22 protein-coding genes and 2 pseudogenes are annotated in these 20,801 nt (G+C 71.0%); 13 read left to right on the forward strand and 11 right to left on the reverse strand.

The window, feature by feature from the left end; translation table 11 throughout:
• Positions 1 to 164: 164 nt before the first annotated feature.
• On the reverse strand, positions 165 to 596 hold the full coding sequence (locus tag NQU54_RS32040; protein WP_167499602.1) for an Hsp20/alpha crystallin family protein: 432 nt from the start codon (positions 594 to 596) through the stop codon (positions 165 to 167).
• A 128-nt stretch (positions 597 to 724) separates the two neighbouring features.
• Between NQU54_RS32040 and NQU54_RS32045 the strand changes: the two genes are divergently transcribed.
• From NQU54_RS32045 to NQU54_RS49450, 8 genes and pseudogenes are all read left to right on the forward strand, one after another.
• Positions 725 to 1,384, forward strand: a complete 660-nt coding sequence (locus NQU54_RS32045; protein ID WP_257634078.1) for a type III effector protein — start codon at positions 725 to 727, stop codon at positions 1,382 to 1,384.
• Between the two features lie 273 nt (positions 1,385 to 1,657).
• Positions 1,658 to 1,933 (forward strand): hypothetical protein, encoded by a 276-nt coding sequence (locus NQU54_RS32050; protein ID WP_257634079.1) that lies wholly within the window; start codon positions 1,658 to 1,660, stop codon positions 1,931 to 1,933.
• Between the two features lie 13 nt (positions 1,934 to 1,946).
• On the forward strand, positions 1,947 to 3,050 hold the full coding sequence (locus NQU54_RS49440) for a glutamine amidotransferase-related protein (RefSeq protein WP_308408516.1): 1,104 nt from the start codon (positions 1,947 to 1,949) through the stop codon (positions 3,048 to 3,050).
• A gap of 6 nt (positions 3,051 to 3,056) precedes the next feature.
• Complete coding sequence (locus tag NQU54_RS49445; protein ID WP_306279280.1) at positions 3,057 to 3,260, forward strand: hypothetical protein; 204 nt, start codon at positions 3,057 to 3,059, stop codon at positions 3,258 to 3,260.
• A gap of 285 nt (positions 3,261 to 3,545) precedes the next feature.
• Positions 3,546 to 3,725, forward strand: coding sequence for a hypothetical protein (locus NQU54_RS32070; protein WP_257634157.1), 180 nt, complete (start codon positions 3,546 to 3,548; stop codon positions 3,723 to 3,725).
• 74 nt (positions 3,726 to 3,799) lie between these two features.
• Positions 3,800 to 4,333 carry a TetR/AcrR family transcriptional regulator gene (locus tag NQU54_RS32075; protein ID WP_257634080.1) on the forward strand — a complete coding sequence of 178 codons (534 nt, stop codon included), beginning with the start codon at positions 3,800 to 3,802 and terminating at the stop codon, positions 4,331 to 4,333.
• 21 nt (positions 4,334 to 4,354) lie between these two features.
• Positions 4,355 to 4,513: pseudogene (locus NQU54_RS32080) on the forward strand (cyanase); the annotation flags it as partial.
• A gap of 300 nt (positions 4,514 to 4,813) precedes the next feature.
• Entirely contained in the window at positions 4,814 to 9,019 is a 4,206-nt protein-coding gene (locus NQU54_RS49450; protein WP_308408517.1) for a Pls/PosA family non-ribosomal peptide synthetase, read from the forward strand.
• Between the two features lie 60 nt (positions 9,020 to 9,079).
• Here the strand turns inward: NQU54_RS49450 and NQU54_RS32100 are convergent, their stop codons facing one another.
• Together NQU54_RS32100 and NQU54_RS32105 are read right to left on the reverse strand one after the other, a co-directional pair.
• Complete coding sequence (locus NQU54_RS32100; protein ID WP_257634081.1) at positions 9,080 to 10,474, reverse strand: MFS transporter; 1,395 nt, start codon at positions 10,472 to 10,474, stop codon at positions 9,080 to 9,082.
• Positions 10,471 to 10,674, reverse strand: a complete 204-nt coding sequence (locus NQU54_RS32105) for a hypothetical protein (RefSeq protein WP_257634082.1) — start codon at positions 10,672 to 10,674, stop codon at positions 10,471 to 10,473. The genes NQU54_RS32100 and NQU54_RS32105 overlap by 4 nt, the downstream gene beginning before the upstream one ends.
• Before the next feature lie 90 nt (positions 10,675 to 10,764).
• Between NQU54_RS32105 and NQU54_RS32110 the strand changes: the two genes are divergently transcribed.
• Both NQU54_RS32110 and NQU54_RS32115 read left to right on the forward strand, forming a co-directional pair.
• Positions 10,765 to 11,697: a LysR family transcriptional regulator gene (locus NQU54_RS32110; protein WP_257634083.1), complete on the forward strand. Its 933-nt coding sequence runs from the start codon at positions 10,765 to 10,767 to the stop codon at positions 11,695 to 11,697.
• Between the two features lie 52 nt (positions 11,698 to 11,749).
• On the forward strand, positions 11,750 to 12,565 hold the full coding sequence (locus tag NQU54_RS32115; protein WP_257634152.1) for a class I SAM-dependent methyltransferase: 816 nt from the start codon (positions 11,750 to 11,752) through the stop codon (positions 12,563 to 12,565).
• Positions 12,566 to 12,620: 55 nt separating this feature from the next.
• Here the strand turns inward: NQU54_RS32115 and NQU54_RS32120 are convergent, their stop codons facing one another.
• Both NQU54_RS32120 and NQU54_RS32125 read right to left on the reverse strand, forming a co-directional pair.
• Positions 12,621 to 13,235, reverse strand: a complete 615-nt coding sequence (locus NQU54_RS32120; RefSeq protein ID WP_257634084.1) for a dihydrofolate reductase family protein — start codon at positions 13,233 to 13,235, stop codon at positions 12,621 to 12,623.
• Between the two features lie 129 nt (positions 13,236 to 13,364).
• The gene (locus tag NQU54_RS32125) at positions 13,365 to 14,042 is read right to left on the reverse strand and encodes a hypothetical protein (RefSeq protein WP_257634085.1); all 678 of its coding nucleotides are present in this window, start codon (positions 14,040 to 14,042) and stop codon (positions 13,365 to 13,367) included.
• A 298-nt stretch (positions 14,043 to 14,340) separates the two neighbouring features.
• Between NQU54_RS32125 and NQU54_RS32130 the strand changes: the two genes are divergently transcribed.
• Entirely contained in the window at positions 14,341 to 15,540 is a 1,200-nt protein-coding gene (locus NQU54_RS32130; protein ID WP_257634153.1) for a serine hydrolase domain-containing protein, read from the forward strand.
• Between the two features lie 48 nt (positions 15,541 to 15,588).
• Here NQU54_RS32130 and NQU54_RS32135 read toward each other — a convergent pair whose 3' ends face one another.
• The 3 genes from NQU54_RS32135 to NQU54_RS32145 form a co-directional block, all read right to left on the reverse strand.
• A complete protein-coding gene (locus tag NQU54_RS32135) occupies positions 15,589 to 16,023 on the reverse strand; it encodes a VOC family protein (protein WP_257634086.1) in 435 nt (144 codons plus the stop codon).
• 43 nt (positions 16,024 to 16,066) lie between these two features.
• Positions 16,067 to 16,501, reverse strand: coding sequence for a helix-turn-helix domain-containing protein (locus NQU54_RS32140; RefSeq protein WP_257634087.1), 435 nt, complete (start codon positions 16,499 to 16,501; stop codon positions 16,067 to 16,069).
• A gap of 211 nt (positions 16,502 to 16,712) precedes the next feature.
• A complete protein-coding gene (locus NQU54_RS32145) occupies positions 16,713 to 17,645 on the reverse strand; it encodes an NADP-dependent oxidoreductase (protein WP_257634088.1) in 933 nt (310 codons plus the stop codon).
• A gap of 74 nt (positions 17,646 to 17,719) precedes the next feature.
• Here NQU54_RS32145 and NQU54_RS32150 point away from each other — a divergent pair, with 74 nt between their 5' ends.
• Entirely contained in the window at positions 17,720 to 18,100 is a 381-nt protein-coding gene (locus NQU54_RS32150) for a winged helix-turn-helix transcriptional regulator (RefSeq protein WP_257634089.1), read from the forward strand.
• 94 nt (positions 18,101 to 18,194) lie between these two features.
• Here NQU54_RS32150 and NQU54_RS32155 read toward each other — a convergent pair whose 3' ends face one another.
• The 3 genes from NQU54_RS32155 to NQU54_RS32165 form a co-directional block, all read right to left on the reverse strand.
• Positions 18,195 to 18,353: a hypothetical protein gene (locus tag NQU54_RS32155; protein ID WP_257634090.1), complete on the reverse strand. Its 159-nt coding sequence runs from the start codon at positions 18,351 to 18,353 to the stop codon at positions 18,195 to 18,197.
• Positions 18,354 to 18,362: 9 nt separating this feature from the next.
• A complete protein-coding gene (locus tag NQU54_RS32160) occupies positions 18,363 to 19,742 on the reverse strand; it encodes an amidase (protein WP_257634091.1) in 1,380 nt (459 codons plus the stop codon).
• A gap of 139 nt (positions 19,743 to 19,881) precedes the next feature.
• Positions 19,882 to 20,472 carry a TetR/AcrR family transcriptional regulator gene (locus NQU54_RS32165; protein ID WP_257634092.1) on the reverse strand — a complete coding sequence of 197 codons (591 nt, stop codon included), beginning with the start codon at positions 20,470 to 20,472 and terminating at the stop codon, positions 19,882 to 19,884.
• 125 nt (positions 20,473 to 20,597) lie between these two features.
• Between NQU54_RS32165 and NQU54_RS32170 the strand changes: the two are divergent.
• Positions 20,598 to 20,711: pseudogene (locus NQU54_RS32170) on the forward strand (SDR family NAD(P)-dependent oxidoreductase); the annotation flags it as partial.
• Between the last annotated feature and the right edge of the window lie 90 nt (positions 20,712 to 20,801).

Genomic DNA, 20,801 nt, shown 5'->3' on the forward strand with positions numbered 1-20,801 from the left:
GCGCGGGCACCGGATGTGCGGGTGGTCGGGTGGGCCGGGGTGGCCGAAGAGCAGGCCATGGCCTGCGGGGAGATTCGGCTTCGTCGCTCCGGCGGGGGCGGAGGGCGGGCGAGGGGGAGATCGGGTGCCCGTCCTCCGCCGCTGATCGGCCCCTGTCGCCGAGGTCAGCCGGAGATCTCCTTGCGGGAGGATTCCCCGCCGATGGCGATCTTGCGGGGCTTGGCGCGCTCGGCGATCGGGATGCGCAGGGTGAGCACCCCGGTGTCGTAGTCGGCCTTGATCTTCTCGGTGTCCAGAGTGTCGGCCAGCACGATCTGGCGGGAGAAGACGCCCAGCGGCCGCTCCGACAGTTCCATGTGTACGTCGTCGGCCTTCGCCACGGGCCGGCGCTCGGCCTTGACGGTCAGCATGTTCCGCTCGACGTCGATGTCGATCGCCTCCGGGCTGACGCCCGGCAGGTCGAACGCCACCACGTACTCATCACCCTCGCGGTAGGCGTCCATCGCCATGGCGGACGGCCGCGACCAGGTGCCCGGGCCCGTCAAGTGCTGAGCCAGCCGGTCGAGTTCACGGAAGGGGTCGGTGCGCATCAACATCGTGAAACACCTCCAGAAGGTTTGGGCAGTACCTGCCAATGCGCCTCACGGAAACCGTTGCAGCATGTCATCCAATGGATGACAAACATGGGGTCATCGAAAGGATGACGCAGCGGAAGGAGACGCCCATGGCAGCAGCCGATCAGCCGGCCTCTTCCAGCACCGATACCCAGAGCCCGGCATCGTTTCTCGCTGCCGCGGCAGCCCTGGAGGCCATCGACAACGCCCTGCGCGCCGCCCAGGACGAGGCGCCCAGGGCCCCCCACGGCGAGGCGGCCGGGCCGCAGCAGGCCCTGGCCTCCCTCCTGCTGCTGCGGCAAGTGCGCGAGCAGCTCGCCGGCTGGGAAACCGGCCTGATCGAAACGGCACGCGACGCGGGAGCCAGCTGGGCCGACCTCGCCCACCCCCTCGGGGTCGCCAGCCGCCAGGCCGCCGAACGCCGCTACCTGCGCAACCGGCCCGGCCCCGCCGGAACCACCGGCGAACAACGCGTCCAGGCCACCCGCGAACGCCGCGCCGCCGACCGCACCCTCACCGCCTGGGCCCGGAACCACGCCGCCGACCTGCGCCGCATCGCCGGCCAGATCACCACCCTCACCGACCTCCCCACCGCCGCCCGCCTTCCGCTCGGCCAACTCGACGAGGCCCTCGCCCAGGACGATCCCGCCGCCCTCATCCGCCCCCTGAACGCCACCCGCCCCCATCTGGCAGCCACCCACCCCGACCTCGCCGCCCGGCTCGACACCCTCAGCAAATCCGCCGAAGCCACAAGTGCCGCCCCCGGCTGAGACCGATGTCTCCGACGCGCTGCGCGGGTTCCGTCGTCATCGGCACCGGTGTGACCGTTTCCGTCAGGGTCGATCAGGACCAAAGGGAGTGGCCCCCTCTGGTCCTGCCCGCACTGATCGGCCCGGCGGCCTCCCGCTGAGCACGGCTGCCGCAGATGCCAGGGCATGGACTCCTGTCCCTTGCATAAGCCAGTCCATCAGCCTGATGGCATGGCATATGCGTTTGTACGGGGATAGGTGTTCGGGTACGGATCAGCCAGGAGGTGGTACCCCGTGAGACAGTCCCTCGCCGCTGCCGGCACGACCACTGGCCCGGTGGCTGAACTCGTGCTCACCGGCGATCCGACTCGTCCGGCCCGGCGGGCGGTGTCCGATCTGCCGGCCCGGCCCCAGCACCGGGCCCCCGTTCTGCTCGCGGTCACCATCGACGACACCCCGCTCGACCGCCGGGGTCCCCAGCCCGTGCTGCCCCAGGACCGCTGCGGAGCCCGGCACATCAGCGGCATCGACGCGGCGCATGTGGACGGTGGCTACACCGCGTGGACGTGAGGAGAGCAACCGAGTGAGCCATGCTTCCACCGTGGACGTGCTGATCGTGGAGCACGTGCCGCAGGAAGGCCCGTATGCCATCGGTGCAGCGCTGGGGGCGGCCGGGCTGCCGGTCCGGGCGTGCCGGACATGGGCGGGGGACCCGGTGCCCGACTCGCTGGGCGGCGCCGCGGCGCTGGTGGTGATGGGCGGTCCCGCGGCGGCGCACGAGGACTTCCCCGGCCGTACGGCGGAGCTGGCTCTGCTGCGGACGGCGCTGGAAGCCGAGGTTCCCGTGCTCGGGGTCTGTCTCGGCGCCCAGCTCCTCGCGGAGGCGGCCGGCGGCCGTGCCCTCCCGGGGCGGGTGCCGCGGATCGGCTGGGGCGAGGTGCGAACCGCACCGGCCGCGCACACCGATCCGCTGTTCGCCGACGCCCCGGAACGGCTGCCCGTCCTGCACCGGCACGGCGACGGCGACACCGTGGACCTGCCCGCCGGGGCGACGTTGCTGGCCTCCTGCGACCGCCATCAGGTTCAGGCGTTCAGGATCGGCGGCTCGGCGTGGGGTCTGCGGTTCCATCTGGAGGTCGACAAATCGGCCGTGGACGCCTTCGCCGCGGCCTTCCCCGATGAAGCGGATGAGGCGGCCACCGCCCCGGGCCTCATCGCGTCCGCCCCCGGCCACCTGGCCGACCTCGCCCCGCACCGCGACGCCGTGTTCGCCCGCTTCGCCGCACTCGTGGCGACCCGTGCCGCGCGGAGCGCGACCCGGACCTTCTTCACACCGATGGCGGCGACATGGGAAGAACGCTTCGCCGCCGACACCCCCAGGTACGCGGCAGCCGTCGCCCGCATGGGCCTGCGGTCCGGCCAGCGGGTCCTGGACGTGGGCTGCGGCAGCGGGCGTGCGCTGCCCGCGCTGCGCGCGGAGGTCGGCGACGAGGGTGCGGTCGTCGGTGTGGAACTCACTCCGGCGATGCTCACCGCCACCGCCGCCGTGGAAGGGCGCGCGCGCCTCGCCCGGCTGCTCATGGCTGACGCCTGCCGACTGCCCTTCGCGGCCGGGGCGATGGACGGCGTCTTCAGCGTGGGCTTGATCAATCACGTGTCCGACCCCGCGGCCGCGCTGTGCGAGTGAGCCAGGGTGACAGCCCCGGGAAGCGTGCTGCTGCTCTTCCACCCCTCCGGCCGCGCCGAGCGGGCCGCCCGTCACGGCCGTCCGCTCGACCCGGACGACCCGCTGGCCGAGGAGAACCTGCGGCCCGCGCTGCACGCCGCCGGATGGGCCCTGGATTCCTACGAGGACGCCACTCGCCACTTCCTGGCGCGTGCGGTCCGCGTCCGCTGATGCGTGGACGGAATTTCCGGCCATGAGTTGAGAGGAAGACCGCATGCCGCACGTGACGGGCGATACGGACTACGGGCCGGTCGGCGCGGGTTGCACCCGCGTCCGCCGTACCGACCCGCGGACCGCCGCTCTGGTCCACGCCGCCCTCGGCGACGCCCGCACGGTCGTCGACGTGGGCGCGGGAGCCGGCTCGTACGAGCCGGCCGAGCGGCACGTTCTCCCCGTGGAGACGGTCCATCAGTGGCCGGACCCGGTGGCCGGGCTGCGTGAGACGCGCCGGGTCGCATGCGGGCCGCGGTCCGTCTGGCCCAGCCGGCGTGGGGGTTCATCGAGCCCGGGGTGGCGGAGCGCGCGATGGCCACGCCGGCCGCCGACCTCGCCTCGGGTGCCTGGGACGAGCGGTACGGGCACCTGCGCACCGAGCCGGAGTTCGATGGGGCGGTGCGGCGGATCGTGAGCGGCTGACCCGCGGTGCGTGTCTCTGATTCCTGGAGTATCTGACGTTGCCTATGAACGCTCCGGCGCGCCGAACGGATGCGGTGCGGAACCGGACCCGCATCGTGGAGGCCGCCCGTGCGGCCCTCGCCGAGTCCCACCTTGTCCGCCTCAACGAGATCGCCAAGCGCGCCGGTGTGGGGCAGGGGACGCTGTACCGGAACTTTCCCAACCGCGAAGCGCTCCTCGCCGAGGTCTACCGGCGCGATGTCGAAGAGCTCGTGGCCGCCGCCTCCGCCCTGCTGGTGGAACACGAGCCCGTGGAAGCCTTGCGCCACTGGCTCGACCGAGTGATCGACTACGCCGCGATCAAGCGCGGCGTCCTGGCGGCGCTCGAGCCGGTGGCGTGGCAGGACGACCTTGTCGCCCACAGCCACAACCCCGTCGAAGGCGCCCTCGCCCACCTGCTGGACGCCGGGAAAGCGGCTGGTTCCCTCCGCACGGACGTGGACGCCCACGGGGTCCTCCTGCTCATCGCCTGCCTCGGCCGACTGGAACGGGATGAGTGGGAATCAAAGGCACGGCTTCTGATGAACGTCATCCTCGACGGTCTCCGCCGACAGGACGCGGACCGGTGAGGGCGGAGGAACGGACGATGTGTCTACGGGCCGACGATCAAGGAGCTGATCCATGAGCAGTGCGGCGACGGCATCATGAGCGCGATCAACTTCCGGCTCGACGTCCAGCGCGTGCCCGACCCCGCGGGCGACCGGGTCGTCATCACCCTCGACGGGAAGTACCTGCCCTACCAGTGGTAGTGAGCGTGGCGCAGCAGCCCGATGAGTAGCGCGAGGCCATGTCGCACACGTGCCGGGGGAGTGGTCCATGGCCCGTCCGGGCGCGGGTGGCGTGCCGGCTGACGAGGGGGCTCACCGGGCGGCCGAGGCCGCGAACGGTGCGCAGCGGCTGTGTGAAAACCGTGAGAAGCATGGTGAACAGATGAGGAAGGAACGGACTTTGGGGCACCCCGGGGCTGGTCGAATTGTCTCTACGCGCGTAACTTTCACCTTCCCCTCACCTGCCCATCCGCACCTGACGGCAAGACCAGGAGAGTCCTCGTGTCCCCATCCACCCCCTCGCACCCGCCACGGCACAGATCCGGCCGCCGCAACAGGCTGATCGCACTCGGCATCCCGGTCGGCCTCGCCATGGCCGCCGTCCCCTTCGTGGCGCAGGGCACCCCGTCCGCCGACGCGGTCATCTCCGAGGTCTACGGGGGCGGCGGCAACTCCGGCGCCGACCTCACGGGCGACTTCATCGAACTGGGCAACGCGGGCGGCGCGTCCTTCGACCTGAGCGGCTGGTCGGTCCAGTACCTGAGCGGCTCGCCCGGACCCTTCTCCACATGGCAGGTCACCCCGCTCAGCGGCTCCATACCCGCGTCCGGCCGTTACCTCGTCGCCGAGGCCAAGGGCGCCGGCGGCACCAACGCCTCGGTGCGCCTGCTCCTGTCGCACTCCCGGCTCGCCGGGCGGACGGGGTCGCTCGCGGACAGCGTCGACGTCCTGCACCTGGACCGGGTGCGGGCGAGGGTGGCCGAGCAGTTGCCCGGTCGGCTCGGTCCCCCGGCCGTCGGGGAACCGGCCGACGACCTCTGCTACGTCATCTACACCTCCGGCACCACCGGCAGACCCAAGGGCGTGGCCGTCGGCCATGCGGCGGTGTGCAACTTCGTCCGGGTGGCCTCGGAGGTCTACGGCATCACCGGCGAGGACCGGGTCTACCAGGGCATGACCATCGCGTTCGACTTCTCCGTCGAGGAGATCTGGGTGCCCTGGATGGCCGGTGCCACGGTGGTGCCCAGGCCCGCGGGGCCCGGTCTGCTGGGCGCCGAACTGGACGCCTTCCTGCGAAACCGGCGGGTCTCGGCCCTGTGCTGCGTGCCCACCCTGCTGGCCACGCTGGACGAGAACGCCTCGGAGCTGCGTTTCCTGCTGGTCTCCGGGGAGCCGTGCCCGCAGGACCTGGTCACCCGCTGGTCCCGGCCCGGCCGCCGGTTCCTCAACGTCTACGGACCGACCGAGGCGACCGTCACGGCGACCTGGACCCCGCTGGCGCCCGGGCGGCCGGTGACGATCGGTGTCCCTCTGCCGACATACTCGGTGGCCGTCCTCGACCCGGAGCGGGACACGGTACTGCCGCCGGGGGCGCTGGGCGAGATCGCGATCGGCGGCATCGGGCTCGCCGGGGGCTATCTCAACCGGCCCGAGGCGACCGCACGCACCTTCGTCCCCGACTTCCTCGGCATCCCCCAGAACCCGTCCGGCAGGATCTACCGCACCGGGGATCTGGGCCGGATCAACGCCCGCGGCGAGGTCGAGCACCACGGCCGCATCGACACCCAGGTCAAGATCCGCGGTTACCGGGTGGAGCTGACCGAGATCGAGTCGGTGCTGCTGCGCGTGCCCGGGATCGCCCAGGCGGTGGTCAGCGACCGGGAGACCACCTCGGGGACGGTGGAGCTGTGCGCGTACTACACCACCTGCCGGGGCGCGACCGTGGATCCCGGGCGGGCCGTGGCCGAGCTGCGCGAGCGGCTGCCCGGCTATATGGTCCCCGCCTACGTCGAACGGCTCGCCTCTATACCGATGCTGCCCAGCGGCAAGGCCGACCGCCACCGGCTGCCACCGCCGGCCGGGCCGCGCCGCCACACCGTGCGGGGTGACGGCGCGGCTCCGCGTACCGCCGCCGAACGGGCGCTGGCCGAGCGGCTGGCCGGGGTGCTGGGGGTCGAACGGGTCTCCGTCGACAGCCACTTCTTCGACGACCTCGGCGCCAACTCCCTGCTGATGGCCCGGTTCAACGCGGAGGTGCGCGGGTGCGCCGGGCTGTCCGGGGTGTCGATGAAGGACGTCTATCTGCATCCCACGGTGCGTCGGCTCGCCGCGGCCCTGACCGAGGCGCCGGCCCCGGCTAAGCGCTCCGCTGGAAGTGCCCTGACCTGCCGTCGATCGTCCGCGGCGCCGTCGTGGCTGGTCGCGCAGTTCCCCGCGCCCCTTCGGGGCGCCACCGAACCGCAGCCGACTTCCGCCGATCTGCTTAGGGACACGCCAACGGAGCGTGCCGCACCGCCGCGGTTGGCCGCTCCCGACGCTTCGGCCACTCCGGTCGTCGGCACGCTCCGGTACGCGCTGTGCGCGGTCCTCCAGCTCCTGGCCTTCCTGGTGTACGTGTGCCTCGCCTCGGTGGCGCTGGACGTCGGAACGTCCTGGATGGCGCGCGGGCAGGGATGGCTCGGTGTCTACGAACGCGCCGTCGGTCTCGGCGCCGTGGCGCTGATCGGCGCGAGCCTGCTGCCGATCGCGGTCAAATGGGCGCTCGTCGGGCGGTGGAAGCCGCGGCGCATCCGGCTGTGGAGCCTGGCCTACGTCCGCTTCTGGTGCGTCAGAACCCTCGTCGCAGCCAATCCGCTGGCCCGGCTGACGGTCGGCACACCGCTGTACACCCTGTATCTGCGGGCGCTCGGCGCCAGGATCGGGCCGCGTGCCCTGGTCTTCACCCGGTGGGCGCCGATATGCACCGACCTGCTGACCGTCGGGGCCGACACGGTGATCCGCCAGGAGTCCTTCCTCAACGGCTACCGGGCGTGCGACGGGGCCATCGAGACCGGCCCGGTCACCATCGGCGCCGGCGCCTTCGTCGGCGAGCACAGCACGCTCGACATCGGGGTGCGCCTCGGCGACGGCGCCCAGCTGGGGCATGCCTCCTCACTGCACGAGGGCCAGTCGGTGCCCGCCGGGGAGCGCTGGTACGGCTCTCCGGCCCGGCCCGCGCCGGAGGGGTACGAATACCTCACCGTTCCGCCGGCGCGCTGCGGCCGTCTGCGGCGCGTGTGCCACAGCGTCGTCATGCTGCTGGTGCTCACGGCCACCGTGGGTGTGGCCGAGGTGGTCGTCGCCGCGCTGCTGGAGTCCCGGCCCGCGCTGGTGCACACCGTCACCGGAGCGGTCGGCCCGGACAGTTGGCGGTACTACGCCGACGGCCTGGAGATCGCGGCGGGCATGGTGCTCGGCCTCGCCCTGCTGGGCTCGGTCCTCGTACCGGTCCTGTCGCGTCTGCTGTCCCGCCTCCTCGCGGCCGGCACGGTCCACCCGCTGTACGGGGTGCGTTTCGCGCTCCAGCGGACCGTTGCCCGGCTGGCCAACATCCGGTTCTACATCTTCCTGTTCGGCGACAGCTCGGCGATCACGCACTATCTGAAGGCCCTGGGATACCGGCTGGCGCCGGTCGAGCAGACCGGGACCAACTTCGGCACGATGCTCAGGCACGAGGTCCCCGCGCTCAGCCGCGTCGGCACCGGGACCATGGTCTCCGACGGACTGTCCGTGGCGAACACCGAGTTCTCCAGCACCTCCTTCCGTACCGCCCCGGTCGCCATCGGCCGCCACAACTACCTGGGCAACAACATCGTCTATCCGGCCGGCGGCAGGACCGGCGACAACTGTCTGCTGGCCACCAAGGTCATGATCCCGGTCAGCGGTCCGGTCAGGGAGAACACCGGACTGCTCGGCTCGCCCCCCATCGAGATCCCGCGGTCGGTCGAACGCGACCACCGCTTCGACCACCTCGGTACCGGGCCCGAGCTGCGGCACCGCCTCGCGGCCAAGAACCGCCACAACGCCGTGACCATAGCCCTGTTCCTCGCGGTGCGGTGCCTGTACGTCTGCGGCCTGTTGCTGATCGCCATGTTGCCGCTGGCGGGCGATGGCGCGCTGTACTGGCCGGAGACGGTCGGCACGGCTCTGCTCGAACTCGCCTTCACGGTCGGGTTCTTCGTCCTCGTGGAACGGGCCGTAGTGGGCTTCTACGCCCTGCGGCCGCGCTTCTGCTCCGTCTACGAGCGGTCCTTCTGGCGGCACGAGCGGTACTGGAAGGTGCCGTCCATCGTCTACCTGCTCCTCTTCAACGGCACCCCCGTCAAACCCCTTGTCTGGCGGATGCTCGGCGTCCGTATGGGACACCGGGTCTTCGACGACGGATGCCGGATCCTGGAGCGCACCCTCACCCGGATCGGCGACGACTGCGTCCTGAACGCCGGCAGTGTCCTCCAGGCGCATTCGCTCGAAGAAGGCGTCTTCAAGTCCGACCACATCGCGATCGGCGACGGCTGCACGATCGGCACCAGCGCCTTTGTGCACTACGGCGTCGTCGTCGAGGACCACGCCCGCCTCGACGCCGACGCGTTTTTGATGAAGGGCGAACACATCCCGGCGCACGCCCGATGGCGCGGCAATCCGGCGGCAGCACTCGTTCGCCCGCCATGACGGCCGAACCCGGCGTGGACGGAGCGGAACACCGGCCCGAGCGGGGCTGCGGCAGGCGGTCTAGCCGTGCGTCTTGGAAGGTGGTCGTGGCCGGGATCGCACCGGCCCCGAGCTGGTCCGTCGCAGCGGCAGCGCGACCAACGCCGTGAGGACGAAGACCGCGGCCTCGTAGGCCATGGCGTGGCCGAACGCCGCGTTCGCACCATCCGCCGGCGCGAAGTAGGCCAGCCCGGCCGTCGTCACCCCGAGCGAGCCGCCGAGTTGCTGGGCCGTGGGCAGCAGGCCGGAGACCGAGCCCGCCGCGGCGCCCCGCACCCCCGCCAGCACCAGAGCGAACACCGCGGCTGTGAACAGGCCGAACGCCGCGCCCCCTGCCGCCAGCACCGGCAAGGCCACCAGGCGCCCGGGCCCGGTGCCGATGAGCCGCGCGAGCGCCAGGGCCATACCCGCCAGGACCAGCGCCGCGGCCGTCAGCACCGTCGGACCCAGACGGCGGGAGAGGGCCGGAGCGGCATGGCTGCCCAGGACGGCTGCGGCGGCGAACGGCGCCGACACCAGCGCGGCGGACAGCACCGGATACCCGAGGGCGGACTGCAAGTGCAGGAACAGCAGATAGGTGAACGACGGCACTCCGGCGTTGAACACGAACACCAGCAGCACACCCCGCCGCGCGGTTCCGTCTCGCAGGACCGACGGGTGAACCAGAGGGGCCGGCCGGTGCCGGAGGGTGAGGACGAAGCAGGCGAGGGTCGCCGCGGCCACGGCGAAGGAGGCCCATGTCCACCAGGGCCAGCCGGCCTCCCGGCCCAGCGCGCACGGCAGCACCAGCGCGCCGAAGCCAATGGTGGTCAGAGCCGCCCCGGCCCAGTCCACGCGCTGCCCGTCCGCACCGCGCGTACGGGGCAGCAGGACGGCCCCCGCCAGCGAGACAACCGCCACCGGCACCGTGACCAGGAAGACCGCACGCCAGCCGAGGCCGAAGAGGTCGGCGCCGAGGAGAAGTCCACCGACGAGCGGTCCGGCCAGTGAGGCCACGCCCATCGTCGCGCCGTAGAGGGCGAGGGCTCGTGGGCGACGCTCGGGGGACACGCCGGTGCGGATGAGCGAGAGGACCTGCGGGGCGACCAGGCCACTGCCCGCGCCCTGCACCAGCCGGGCCGCGACCAGCCATCCGGCGCCGGGCGCGGCGGCGCAGGTCAGCGAGCCGACCGTGAACACCGCGGTGCCCAGCACGAACAGCCGCCGGTAACCGTAGCGGTCGCCCAGCCGTGTGGCGGTGATGAGCAGACACGCGTACGCCAGGGTGTACCCGGACAGGACGAGCTGCACCGCGCCGGGGCCCGCGCCCAGGCCGGACTGGATGGCCGGAGCGGCGATCTGCCCGATCGTGACGTTGAGCAACTGCACGAAGGTCGCACTCAGCACCACCGGCAGCAGGAACCGACCGCCGTTCACCGGACCAGGGCCCCGGCGAGCCACGACCTCCCGGTCAGCGGACCGGGCCGGCCGGACAGCGGGTACTCGCCGGGCAGGGGAGTGCCGAAGCCGTGCCCGTACAGGTCGCCGGCCCCACTCGCGGCACCGGCACCGGCACCGGCGCCGTGGACGAGAACGGAGACCGTGTTGTTCACATCGGTGTTCAGGGAGGGCGTCATGGCTCCCATCCCAGTCGGCGACGGCAGCGTCATCCACTGAAAGATGTGACAGGCTGGGTGGCGATACTTCTCAGGTATGGAAGGCTGGTCATGGAGGCGCGGCATCTGCGGTACGCGCTCGCCCTCGCCGAACACGGACACTTCGGCAGGGCGGCCCACGCGCTGGGCATCGCGCAGCCCCCGCTGTCCAAACAGATCGCCGATCTGGAGCGCGAGGCCGGGGCCCGGCTGTTCGACCGTACGCGCCAGGGCGTGTTCCCGACCGCCGCGGGCGAGGCGTTCCTCAGCCGGGCGCGGCGGGCGCTGGAGGAAATGGCGGCGGCCACGGTCGACGCCGGCCGGGCGGCGCGCGGTGAGACGGGCCGGCTGCGCCTGGGGTTCATCGCCTCCGCGCTGCTCGACCCGCTGCCGGACGTCCTGGGCCGATTCGGCCACGAGCGGCCCGATGTACGGCTGGAGCTGCACGAGATGGCATCGGGCCGCAGCGTCGCCGCCCTCCTGGCCGGAGAACTGGACGTGGCCATCACCCTCGGATCGCCACGGGGCGCCGGGGCCGAGCACCTGGTGTCCGTCCCGGTCGGGCACGACCACCTCATCGCCGTCGTCAGCAGCGCACACCCCTACGCGGGCCAGGCGTCGGTGAGCGCGAACCAACTGCGGCGGCAGCCGCTGATCGTGGCCCCCGGGGAGGACGAGCCCGCGGTCGCCGCCGGACTGCGCACCCTGCTCGGCGAGGACGCCGCCGCGCTGGACGGTGCGACCGTCGCCAGGGACGTGCACACGATCATCGGCCTGGCCGCCTGCGGGGTCGGCGTGGGCCTCGGGCCCTCCCGCATGCTGGCGGCCCCCCGCCCAGGCATCTGGTTCTGCGAGGTGACCCCGCGCACGGCACTGCCCGACCTGGTCCTGTCCTTCGCCGACCGGCACCGCTCCCCGGTACTGGACGCCTTCCTCGACACCGTCCGCAGCAACTGCCCCGACGTCGGCGCCGCGCTCGACCGGCGGTTCGGCGGTGTGCGTTAGCGTCAGGGCCTGCCGTGTTGTTGTGGCGGTGGCGGTTGTTCCGGGGAGGGGACTGGTAGTGCAGACGGCGTTTGACGAGTCCGAGCGGCGAGCATGGACGGGGCAGGCTGACGCCTATGCCGCGAGTTTTGCCAAACTCTGTGCGTATCCGGTGCCCGGGCTCCTCGACGCTGCCGGAGTCGGAAGGGGCGTGCGGGTCCTCGATGTGGGGACGGGCACCGGTACTGCCGCCGCGGCCGCGTGCGAGCGGGGAGCGAAGGTGACAGCGGTGGACGCCGAACCCGGCATGGTCGCCCGGGCGGCGCTGGCGGCCCCGGAAGCTGACGTGCGGGTCGCTGCCCTGCCTCGCCTGCCGTTCGCCGACGACGAGTTCGACGCCGTGGTCGGCAACTTCGTCCTCAACCATGTCGGACGGCCCCGGGAAGCCCTGAGGGAACTGCGCCGGGTGACGCGGCCTGGCGGGCGGATAGCCGCCACCATCTGGGGGGTACCCGCGGCTGCGGGGCAGGCCCTGCTGGGCAGGGCTGTTCAGGCGGCGGGCGTCACCCGTCCCGCTCACCTGCCGACTCTTGCGCCAGAGGAGGACTTTCCGCGCACTGAACAGGGCTTTGCCGCGTTGCTGGGCGAGACGGGTCTGATGGATGTCGTCTGCGAGCCCCTGTCCTGGGACCATCGGACAACTGCCGAGGAGTGGTGGAGCGGGCCGGCCGCCGGAGTGGCGACGATCGGACAGATCGTGGCGAGTCAGGATCCGGCGGTCATCGCGGTAATCAAGGACCGTTTCCAATCGCTGTGTGCGGAGTTCGCCGGTCCGGACGGCGTATTGATGTTGCCTCACATGGCCCTGATGGCGCATGGCCAGGCATGACGTTGCCCTCCCAAGGTGGGCAGGGTTGGGCAGGTGGGGGTGCTTGAGGGCACCGTCAGGGAATGTCGTAGGTCAGGTGCGTCGCTGTCGATGTCGGGGTTACTGTCCGCTGTACCAGTGTGTGCCGCGCTGTGCCGGTGAACAGTGGTGTCCCGGCGCCCAGGATGACGGGCGCGAGGTGGAGTGTCAGCACGTCGGCCAGCCCGGCGTCCAGCGCCGAGCCGACCGTTGCGCCGCCGCCCATGAGGACGACGTCGAGGTTCTTGCCGCAGGCGGACGATGCCGCCTGGGCACGTTCGCGAGCCGTGGTGATGGCGTCGGGCAGTCCGGTGGTGACGAATGTCCAGTCGAGGTCGGTGAGCCGCACTGACTCCGGTGGTGAGCTCGTGACGACGACGAAGGCCGGTTTGCCGACCTCGGCGGCTCCGTAGCCGGTGGTGTCGTTCCAGCCGTTCGGCCCGTCGACCAGGTCGAAGAGCCGGCGGCCGAGAACGACCGCGCCGGAGCGGGCGGTCGCCTCGCGCAGGACCCGGCGGTCGTCGGGGTCGTCGGAGAATGCCCAGGTGTGCAGGGCTTCGCCGCCGGTGCCCAGACCGTTGTCGGGGCCGGGGTCGGGCCCGGTGACGAAGCCGTCGAGGGAGACCGAGATGTCGGCGATGATTCGTGTCATGCCAGGGCAGACCCGATCCGCCGCCCAAACTCATCGCTCCCGCGAGAGCGTTCGTTGCTGTGGTGAGGGATCGGAGCGTTCCCGCGGCCGGTTCTCGCTCCGGGCTGATCGGTGTGATCGTTGTACGCGCTATCGCAGCCTCGGGTCCGGTGGCGGTGCTACATCCTTCGGATTCGGATATTCGGGGTCTTCCCGGCAGTTCAACTGGGACGTTACCTTCTTCGCTGAGGCGATGAGCAGTTTGGCGTGTGAGTGGTCGCTGAGGGTGAAGTAGTCGCGCATGTCGAACTCCAGGGAACGGCCCCCTCCCGATTGCGTCCCGCTGCCGCTGTCCATGTCACATGTGACGAGGAGTCTGCCGGCGTTCTCCGGACCGGTGGTGGTCGTGTAGTGCACCGACCGGGCCGACGGGGGCGAGTGGGGAGTCCACGCCACGGTGATGGCGAGCAGCTCTTCGCCATCGGCCTTGTCCGTCAAGGTGCAGAGGTGCTCGGGCGCGCCTCTCCTGGCCGACTCCTCCCGTAGGGCCTTCGCGGCGTGACTGGTGGGCTCGGTCTTGACCGGATAGACCTTGCTGGGCCCGTTCGGCTCCCGGGCTTCCTTCGCGATGGCTTCGTCGAACAGGCCATCGCAGGCTTGGGTGACGGGTATGAGCCCGGCGTTGGCGGTCGGTTTCCGAGTCTCGGAGTCGTTGTCGCCGCTGCCGCAGCCTGTGAGGGCGATGACGGACGTGCAGGCAAGGGCTGTCAGTCGCCCCAGAGTCAGGCGAAAGTCACACGGCACGATCTCTCCTGTCGGCTTCATCAACTGCCGCTCCTGGCCAACTGGGTGTCCCCCACGCCGCATATGTAGTCGGCCGTTACGCGCTTGCTGGCCTGGTTATATCAAGCGCTGCCGTGGAGTTCAGGACGGGCGGCGGTAGCGGTATCGAGTGGGTGACAGTCCCGCGCTCGGTCCCGGACGGCGAAGGCGCCAACCTGGCCATGTGGATTCACCCCTGCGAGACCGCCGGTCAGGGAAGGCCACTGTGGAAAACCCGACTTTGAGCCCTCGGGCTGGCCGGATGGTTGTCCGGCATGCCCATTTCTACGCTGGGCGCATGTCGATGACTCGTCGCAGGACCACGTGTCGGGCAGTGACCGTCGTCGCTGTCGCGTCCCTCGTCACACTCGGCCCGGCGGGGGCCGGTTTCGCGGCCACCGCCCGCACACCGCCGGGTGGAACGTCCCAGCTGCAACGGGACACCGATACGCTTCATGACGATGGTGTCACGGGGGTGTCGGCGACCGTGGAAACGCCCCGGGGAGTGCGAACAGCCCGCAGCGGGGTCGGTGACCTCAGCACCGCGCGGCCAGTGCCTCGGAACGGGTATACGCGGATCGGCAGCACCACGAAGACGTTCGTGGCGACCGTGCTGCTCCAACTCGCCGGTGAAGGGCGGCTGTCGCTGGAGGACCCGGTGGACAGATGGCTGCCGGGTCTCGTCGACGGCCAGGGCAACGACGGGCGCCGGATCACCCTGCGCCAACTCCTCCAGCACACCAGCGGGCTGCCCGACTACATCAGTGACGTCGTCCCGGACCTCAGCACAGCCGGGTATCGCAAGAATCGCTGGACCACCTATAGCTCCGAGGAACGCGTTGCCTTCGCCATGCGGCACCCGCCGTCCTTCGAACCCGGTGCCGGCTGGGAGTACTCCAACACCAATTACATCCTCGTGGGCATGGTGATCAAAGCGGTCACGGGCCATTCCTGGGCGCAGGAGGTTCAGACCAGGATCGTGCGTCCGCTGCGGCTCGCGCACACGCTCATCCCCGGCAACCGGCCGTTCCTTCCCCGCCCGCACGCCCGCGATTACCAGCAGTTCGAGCCGGGTGGTGCCATGACCGACACCACGGTCGCCTACTTGCCTTTCGACGGTGACGCCGACGGGTCGATGATCAGCACGGCGGAGGACACCAACAGGTTCTTCACCGCGCTGGCGGCCGGCGAGCTCCTGGCCCCTGCCCAGCTGGCTGAGATGCGGCGCACGGTCGAAGTACCCGCCGACCACGGTGCCCCGCCGGGCACGCGCTATGGCCTCGGCCTCGAGTGGACCCCACTGTCCTGCGGCGGCGGGTACTGGGGACACAGCGGCAATGGATTCGGCTATACGGCGTGGCCCGCCTCCGACGGGCGAAGCGCCGTCACCGTATCGCTGCACAGCCGACCGGGCGATGAGAACACCGAGGCGCGACAGCTCCGGGATGTCGCCACCCTCGTGGACCACGCTCTGTGTTCCTCACATGACGAGGGAACCCCATGACATCGGTGGGTGCCGGTCAGTGCCGATGCGGATCAGTGCCGATGCGGATCAGTGCCGATTCGGGTCGAACTCCAGCACCTGCGTGAGCCGGATGTTGTTGCCCGACGGGTCCCGGAAGGACGTGTCGATCCCGTACGGCTGCGCCGTCGGCGGGTCGTTGAACTCCACACCACGGGCGGACAGCTCGTTGTAGGAGGCATGGCAGTCGTCGGTCTCCAGGAACAGCGTGCCGCCCGCGCCCTTGGCCACCAGCTCCGACAACTGGGCGCTGCTGGTCTCGTCGAGCATCGGCTGCCCCGGCACCGGCATCAGCACCAGCGCCGGGCCCCCGCCGGGCGGGGCGACGCACAGCCACCGGAAGTTCCATGCCTCCATGCTCACATCTGCCCGGACCTCCCAGCCGAGTTTCTTGGTGTAGAAGTCGAGCGCCTCGTTCTGATCGTGCACCCAGAACTGCGCATTCGCGATCCTGATCGTCGTCATGGTCGCTCCTCGTCGCTCCTTGGCCGGTTGCCTGGAGTCGACGCTAAGCAGCCGGCGAGGCCGTGTCTTCTCGAAACGTGCGGTTCCGCGGCCGTCCGTAGGTCATCGCCACGCAGCGGGGGATGCGTACATGCCGTGCGGCGGGCGGGTGCGCCGCACGGTACGCCTGCGGGGTCATCCCGTACATTCTGCGGAAACTCGTCGTGAACGACCCGATGCTGTGCACACCGACGGCGACGCCGATCGCGGCCGTGGTCCAGTCGGTGGCGAGCAGCAGGGCGGCGGCCCGCTCGAGGCGACGGGTGAGCAGGTACTGGTGCGGCGACTCGCCGAACGCGGCTTTGAAGCGGCGGCTGAAGTGGGCGGGGGACAAGGCGGCGGCCGCGGCCATGTCGGCCACCGTGAGTGCCTGGGAGTAGCGGGCGTCCGCGAGATCCCTGGCGCGCACGAGATGGCGGGCGATCGGAACATGGGCCATGGGACCCATTGTGCGGTCACCGGGGCCCGCCGCTCCGGGAGGCTCGGTGGCCACGTCCTTGAGGGTGACCGCTGACATCCCTCGCCGCGTGAAGAGCCGAGCCGCTGCGTCGCGGATCTCTCGTCTCATCACCGCCTGCCGGGGCGCCGCAGGCGGGAGATCACCAGCCATTCATCAGTGGGCCCCGCTCACGCAAGGCCCCACGACGGGATCAGATGGTCAGGACGAGCTTGCCCTGGAGGTGACCACCGTCGAGCAGCCGGTGCGCGTCGGCGACGCGCTCGAACGGGAACGTCTCCTGCACATGGACCCGGAGCCTGCCCTGTTCGACGAGTTCGACGAGACCGCGCAGGGCGACCGGATCGGGGTCGACCGCGATGCCGCTGAAGCGCATGCCGGCCGCCTCGTACTTGGCGACGAGCTCCGTATCCCCCTCGGCGACCGCCGTCACCAGGTGACCGCCCGGCCGAAGCACCTCGAGCGACCGCTCGACGGTGTCGCCGCCGATCGTGTCGAGCACGACGTCGATGTCACGGACCGCCTCGGCGAAGTCGACCGCCGTGTAGTCGATCACCTCGTCGGCGCCGAACCCCTCGACGAACGTCCGCTTGCTCCCACTGGCGGTCGCGATCACGTGCGCGCCGAGCGCCTTCGCGATCTGGATCGCGACATGGCCGACCCCGCCACCACCGCCGTGGACCAGGACGCGGTCGCCCTCCCTCACGCCGCCGAGGTCGACGAGGCCCTGCCACGCCGTCAGCCCGACGACCGGCAGCGCCGACGCCTCGACGTGCGAGAGCGATGCCGGCTTGCGTACCAGGTGCAACGCCGGCGCCGACACGACTTCCGCGTACGCGCTCGCCGCCCGCGGGAACAGCGGCATCCCGAACACCTCATCGCCGGGCCTGAACCGATACGTCAGCGACCCCTCCTCGACCACGCCGCTGATGTCCCAGCCGAGGACGAACGGCGGCCGACCGAGCAGCGGGGGGAACTCGCCGGCGCGCACAAGCGCCTCCAGCGGGTTCAGCCCGATCGCCTTGACGCGGACGAGAACCTCGGTCGGGAGGGGCTGGGGCTCGGGCGCGTCCACGATGGTGAGCACCTCGGGACCGCCGAGCCTCTGCTGGGTGATGACTCGCATGACTCTCCTGGCTTTGGATGGGGAGAGCACCCAGGCTATGTTTCCGATAGGAACCAGCAGGTACCTTTGGCGCCATGAGCGGTTTCGGTCCCGGTGGGCCCTTTCTCGCCGACTGCCCGGCGCGTCTGGCGGTCGAGCTGATCGCCGACAAGTGGACGGTGGTCGTGCTCTACGGCCTCAGCCAGGGCCCGGTGCGCCATGGCGAGCTGATCGAGCTGATCGGCGGCATCTCCCGCAAGATGCTCACCCAGACGCTCCGACGGCTCGAGGCGCACGGACTCATCCGCCGCCACGCCTACGCCGAGGTGCCGCCCCGTGTCGAGTACGAGCTCACCCCGCTCGGGGCGACGCTGATCGATCCGATCCACATGCTGACCGAGTGGGCGAGGGCGAACGGCGACGCGGTGCTCGACGCGCTCGACGCCGGTCCCGAGCCGGTCGCCCATGGCGACTGAGGCCCCGCCAGGGCACTGAGTATCCTCTCGGCCGCTGCCCGGTATCGGCCCGGCCGTGCTCGGTCCGAAGGCTCTCGACGCGTTGGACGATCTGTCACATCGGGGTGGTGGCCCTGGCCACGACCACGAGCGTGTCGCCGATCTCACCCCAGGTGCGGTGCACGAGGTCAGCCGCGTGGTCCACGGCGGACGTGACATCTCCGTCGGCGCCCGAACGCGGCCAGGTGCGCAGTCCGTCGACGACGCTGCGCACGGCACGGGGTCATAGGCCCACGTCGGCGGGGCGGTATGTCGGGGCTCTGCGGACCCGGCCGGCCTGCTCGTAGGCGTAGGCCAGGCGGAGCAGGGTCGGCTCGCTCCACGCGGTGCCCATGAACGTCAGGCCGACCGGCAAGCCGAAGGCGAAGCCCGCCGGGACGCTGATCGCGGGGTACCCGGCGAGTGCGGCGGGCGTGGACGCGCCGCCGCCGTAGCTGTCCCCGCGGACCAGGTCGATCTTGGCCGGTGGTCCGGTGGTCGGCATCACCAACGCATCGAGGCGGAAGCGCCGTAGCACCGCGTCGATGCCTTCGGCGCGCGACAGCCGGTGGTTGGTGGCCAGCGCCTCGCGGTACTCGCTCTCGGTGAAGTCCAGCTGATGCACCGCCTCCAGCCCGTCCTGCCGCACATAGCGGAGCTCGCGGTCGGCGTGTGCGCGGTTGAACGCGATCAGCTCCGCCAGGCTGCGCGGGTGGTCGCCGGGGGCGTCGGCCAGATAGGCGTTCAGCGCACGCTTGATCTCGTACACCTGAACGATCTTCGAGCTGGGGAGGTCCTCGAGCTGCTCGGCCTTCGGGATGTCGGCCGGGTCGACCACGGTCGCGCCGGCGGCGCGCAGCGAGGCGATCGCCCGCTCCGCGATCTCGTCGGCGTGGTCGCTGTAGCCGAAGTACACGGCTCGCGGTATGCCGATCCGCGCGCCGCGCAGTCCATCGGCATCGAGGAAACGGGTGTAGTCACGATGGAAGTGGCCACGGCTCGCCTCGGTCGCCGGATCACGGTCGTCGATGCCGACCAGGACGCCGAGCAGAATCGCGGCGTCGCGGACCGTGCGCGCGATCGGGCCGACGCTGTCCTGGCTGGGCACGCCGGGGATCACTCCGCCGCGCCCGACCAGCCCGACGGTCGGCTTCACCCCGACGACGCAGTTCGCCGAGGCGGGGTCGATGATCGAACCGTTGGTCTCGGTACCGATCCCGGCGACACACAGGTTGGCCGCGGTGGCGACCGCCGTACCGGAGCTGGACTCGTTCGGAGACCGATCCAGCTTGTACGGGTTCCGGGTCTGCCCACCGCGGGCGCTCCAGCCCGCGTGGTGGGTGAGCGACATCCCACCGGCCCACTCGCTCAGATTGGTCTTGCCGAGGATGACGGCACCGGCCGCGCGCAACCTGGCCGCGACCGTGGCGTCCCTTGCCGGCCGGAGGCCCTCCAGGGCGAGGGATCCGGCGGTCGTGTGCATGCGGTCCGCGGTTTCCACCAGGTCCTTCAGCAGCACGGGCATGCCGTGGAGGGGCCCGCGGCGACGTCGTCCGGCATCCAGGCGCCGGGCCTCCCGCAGCGCCTCGGGATTGACCTCGATCATTCGGTACGGCGTGGTCATAGGTCGGCACGCTAGAGGTGTCACCGATGTGGCGCGCTCCGACTGCCCCCCGGCTCTTCGCTGGTGATATCCCCCTGCCGCACCGGGGGAACGCCGGAGACCGGGATGTGCCGGCGGGAATTCCCCGCCGTGATGGCCGTCAAGAGTGGGGATCGCTGCCGCCCAGCGCGCCGACCACGGTTCGGACGAGCAGGCTGACCTTTGCCTCGACCTCGTCTCCGGCGCCCGGGGAGGCCAGGGTGGGAGACCCCACGGGCAGGTCGTGGACCTCGTGCAGAAGGGCCAGAAAGACCTGGCGGCCCCAGACCGGATCCGCCGCGGTTATCGCTCCTGCGTCTCGCAGACGAGCGAAGAGCAGGTCGAGGCCGTCGAGGACGGCCGGCGTGATGGCCGCGGAGAGCTGGACGGCGAAGCGGTGGCTGAGCTTGAGGTCGAAGACGATCTCCGTGAGGCGGTGCAGCGCGATAAGGGGCGGCGCGGTCTCCACCCGTGCTTTCGCCAGTCCGAGCAGATAGCGCTGACTCAGCTGCTCGGCCAGGGCGTCCAGAAGCGCGGTGCGCGAGGCGAACCGGCGGTGGACGGTGACGCGGGCAAGCCCCGCGGCGTCCGCGATCCGCTCCAGGGACGCGGCTGAGTCCACGGCGAGCACGGCCTCGGCTGCCTCCAGGATGCGGGCCGTACTGCGTTCGGCGTCTGCTCGGATCCGCCGCGGAGGACTGTCCCCGCCCATGCCACTTCCTCCGTCGGTGTCACCCTGCCGGCAACAAGTGAAACAAGTATGTCACAGTTGACAGAAATGATGCAGCGCTGTTTCACTTGCGGCGCTTGAACCTCTCTCCCCGACAGGAGCGCGTCATGGATCTTCAGCTCGCTGACAAGCGTGTCCTCGTCACCGGTGCGAGCAGGGGCATCGGTCTCGCGATCGTTCGGGCGTTCCTCGCGGAAGGGGTGTCGGTGACCGCGACGGCCCGGCGCGGCACGCCCGAACTCAAGGCCACCGGAGCCGCTTTCGTTCCCGCCGGCTCACCGGACCGGGCGGCGAGCGGCTGCCCTGGGACG

Source organism: Streptomyces malaysiensis subsp. samsunensis (assembly GCF_024519315.1).
GTDB classification, from domain to species: Bacteria; Actinomycetota; Actinomycetes; order Streptomycetales; family Streptomycetaceae; genus Streptomyces; species Streptomyces malaysiensis.

Bases quoted from the DNA above. Each gene is read 5' to 3' on its own strand.
- NQU54_RS32040 (WP_167499602.1), bottom strand. From the start codon at position 596: ATGTTGATGCGCACCGACCCCTTCCGTGAACTCGACCGGCTGGCTCAG.
- NQU54_RS32045 (WP_257634078.1), top strand. From the start codon at position 725: ATGGCAGCAGCCGATCAGCCGGCCTCTTCCAGCACCGATACCCAGAGC.
- NQU54_RS32070 (WP_257634157.1), top strand. From the start codon at position 3,546: ATGCGGGCCGCGGTCCGTCTGGCCCAGCCGGCGTGGGGGTTCATCGAG.
- NQU54_RS32105 (WP_257634082.1), bottom strand. From the start codon at position 10,674: ATGACGCCCTCCCTGAACACCGATGTGAACAACACGGTCTCCGTTCTC.
- NQU54_RS32110 (WP_257634083.1), top strand. From the start codon at position 10,765: ATGGAGGCGCGGCATCTGCGGTACGCGCTCGCCCTCGCCGAACACGGA.
- NQU54_RS32120 (WP_257634084.1), bottom strand. From the start codon at position 13,235: ATGACACGAATCATCGCCGACATCTCGGTCTCCCTCGACGGCTTCGTC.
- NQU54_RS32130 (WP_257634153.1), top strand. From the start codon at position 14,341: ATGACTCGTCGCAGGACCACGTGTCGGGCAGTGACCGTCGTCGCTGTC.
- NQU54_RS32135 (WP_257634086.1), bottom strand. From the start codon at position 16,023: ATGACGACGATCAGGATCGCGAATGCGCAGTTCTGGGTGCACGATCAG.
- NQU54_RS32140 (WP_257634087.1), bottom strand. From the start codon at position 16,501: ATGGCCCATGTTCCGATCGCCCGCCATCTCGTGCGCGCCAGGGATCTC.
- NQU54_RS32145 (WP_257634088.1), bottom strand. From the start codon at position 17,645: ATGCGAGTCATCACCCAGCAGAGGCTCGGCGGTCCCGAGGTGCTCACC.
- NQU54_RS32150 (WP_257634089.1), top strand. From the start codon at position 17,720: ATGAGCGGTTTCGGTCCCGGTGGGCCCTTTCTCGCCGACTGCCCGGCG.
- NQU54_RS32160 (WP_257634091.1), bottom strand. From the start codon at position 19,742: ATGACCACGCCGTACCGAATGATCGAGGTCAATCCCGAGGCGCTGCGG.
- NQU54_RS32165 (WP_257634092.1), bottom strand. From the start codon at position 20,472: ATGGGCGGGGACAGTCCTCCGCGGCGGATCCGAGCAGACGCCGAACGC.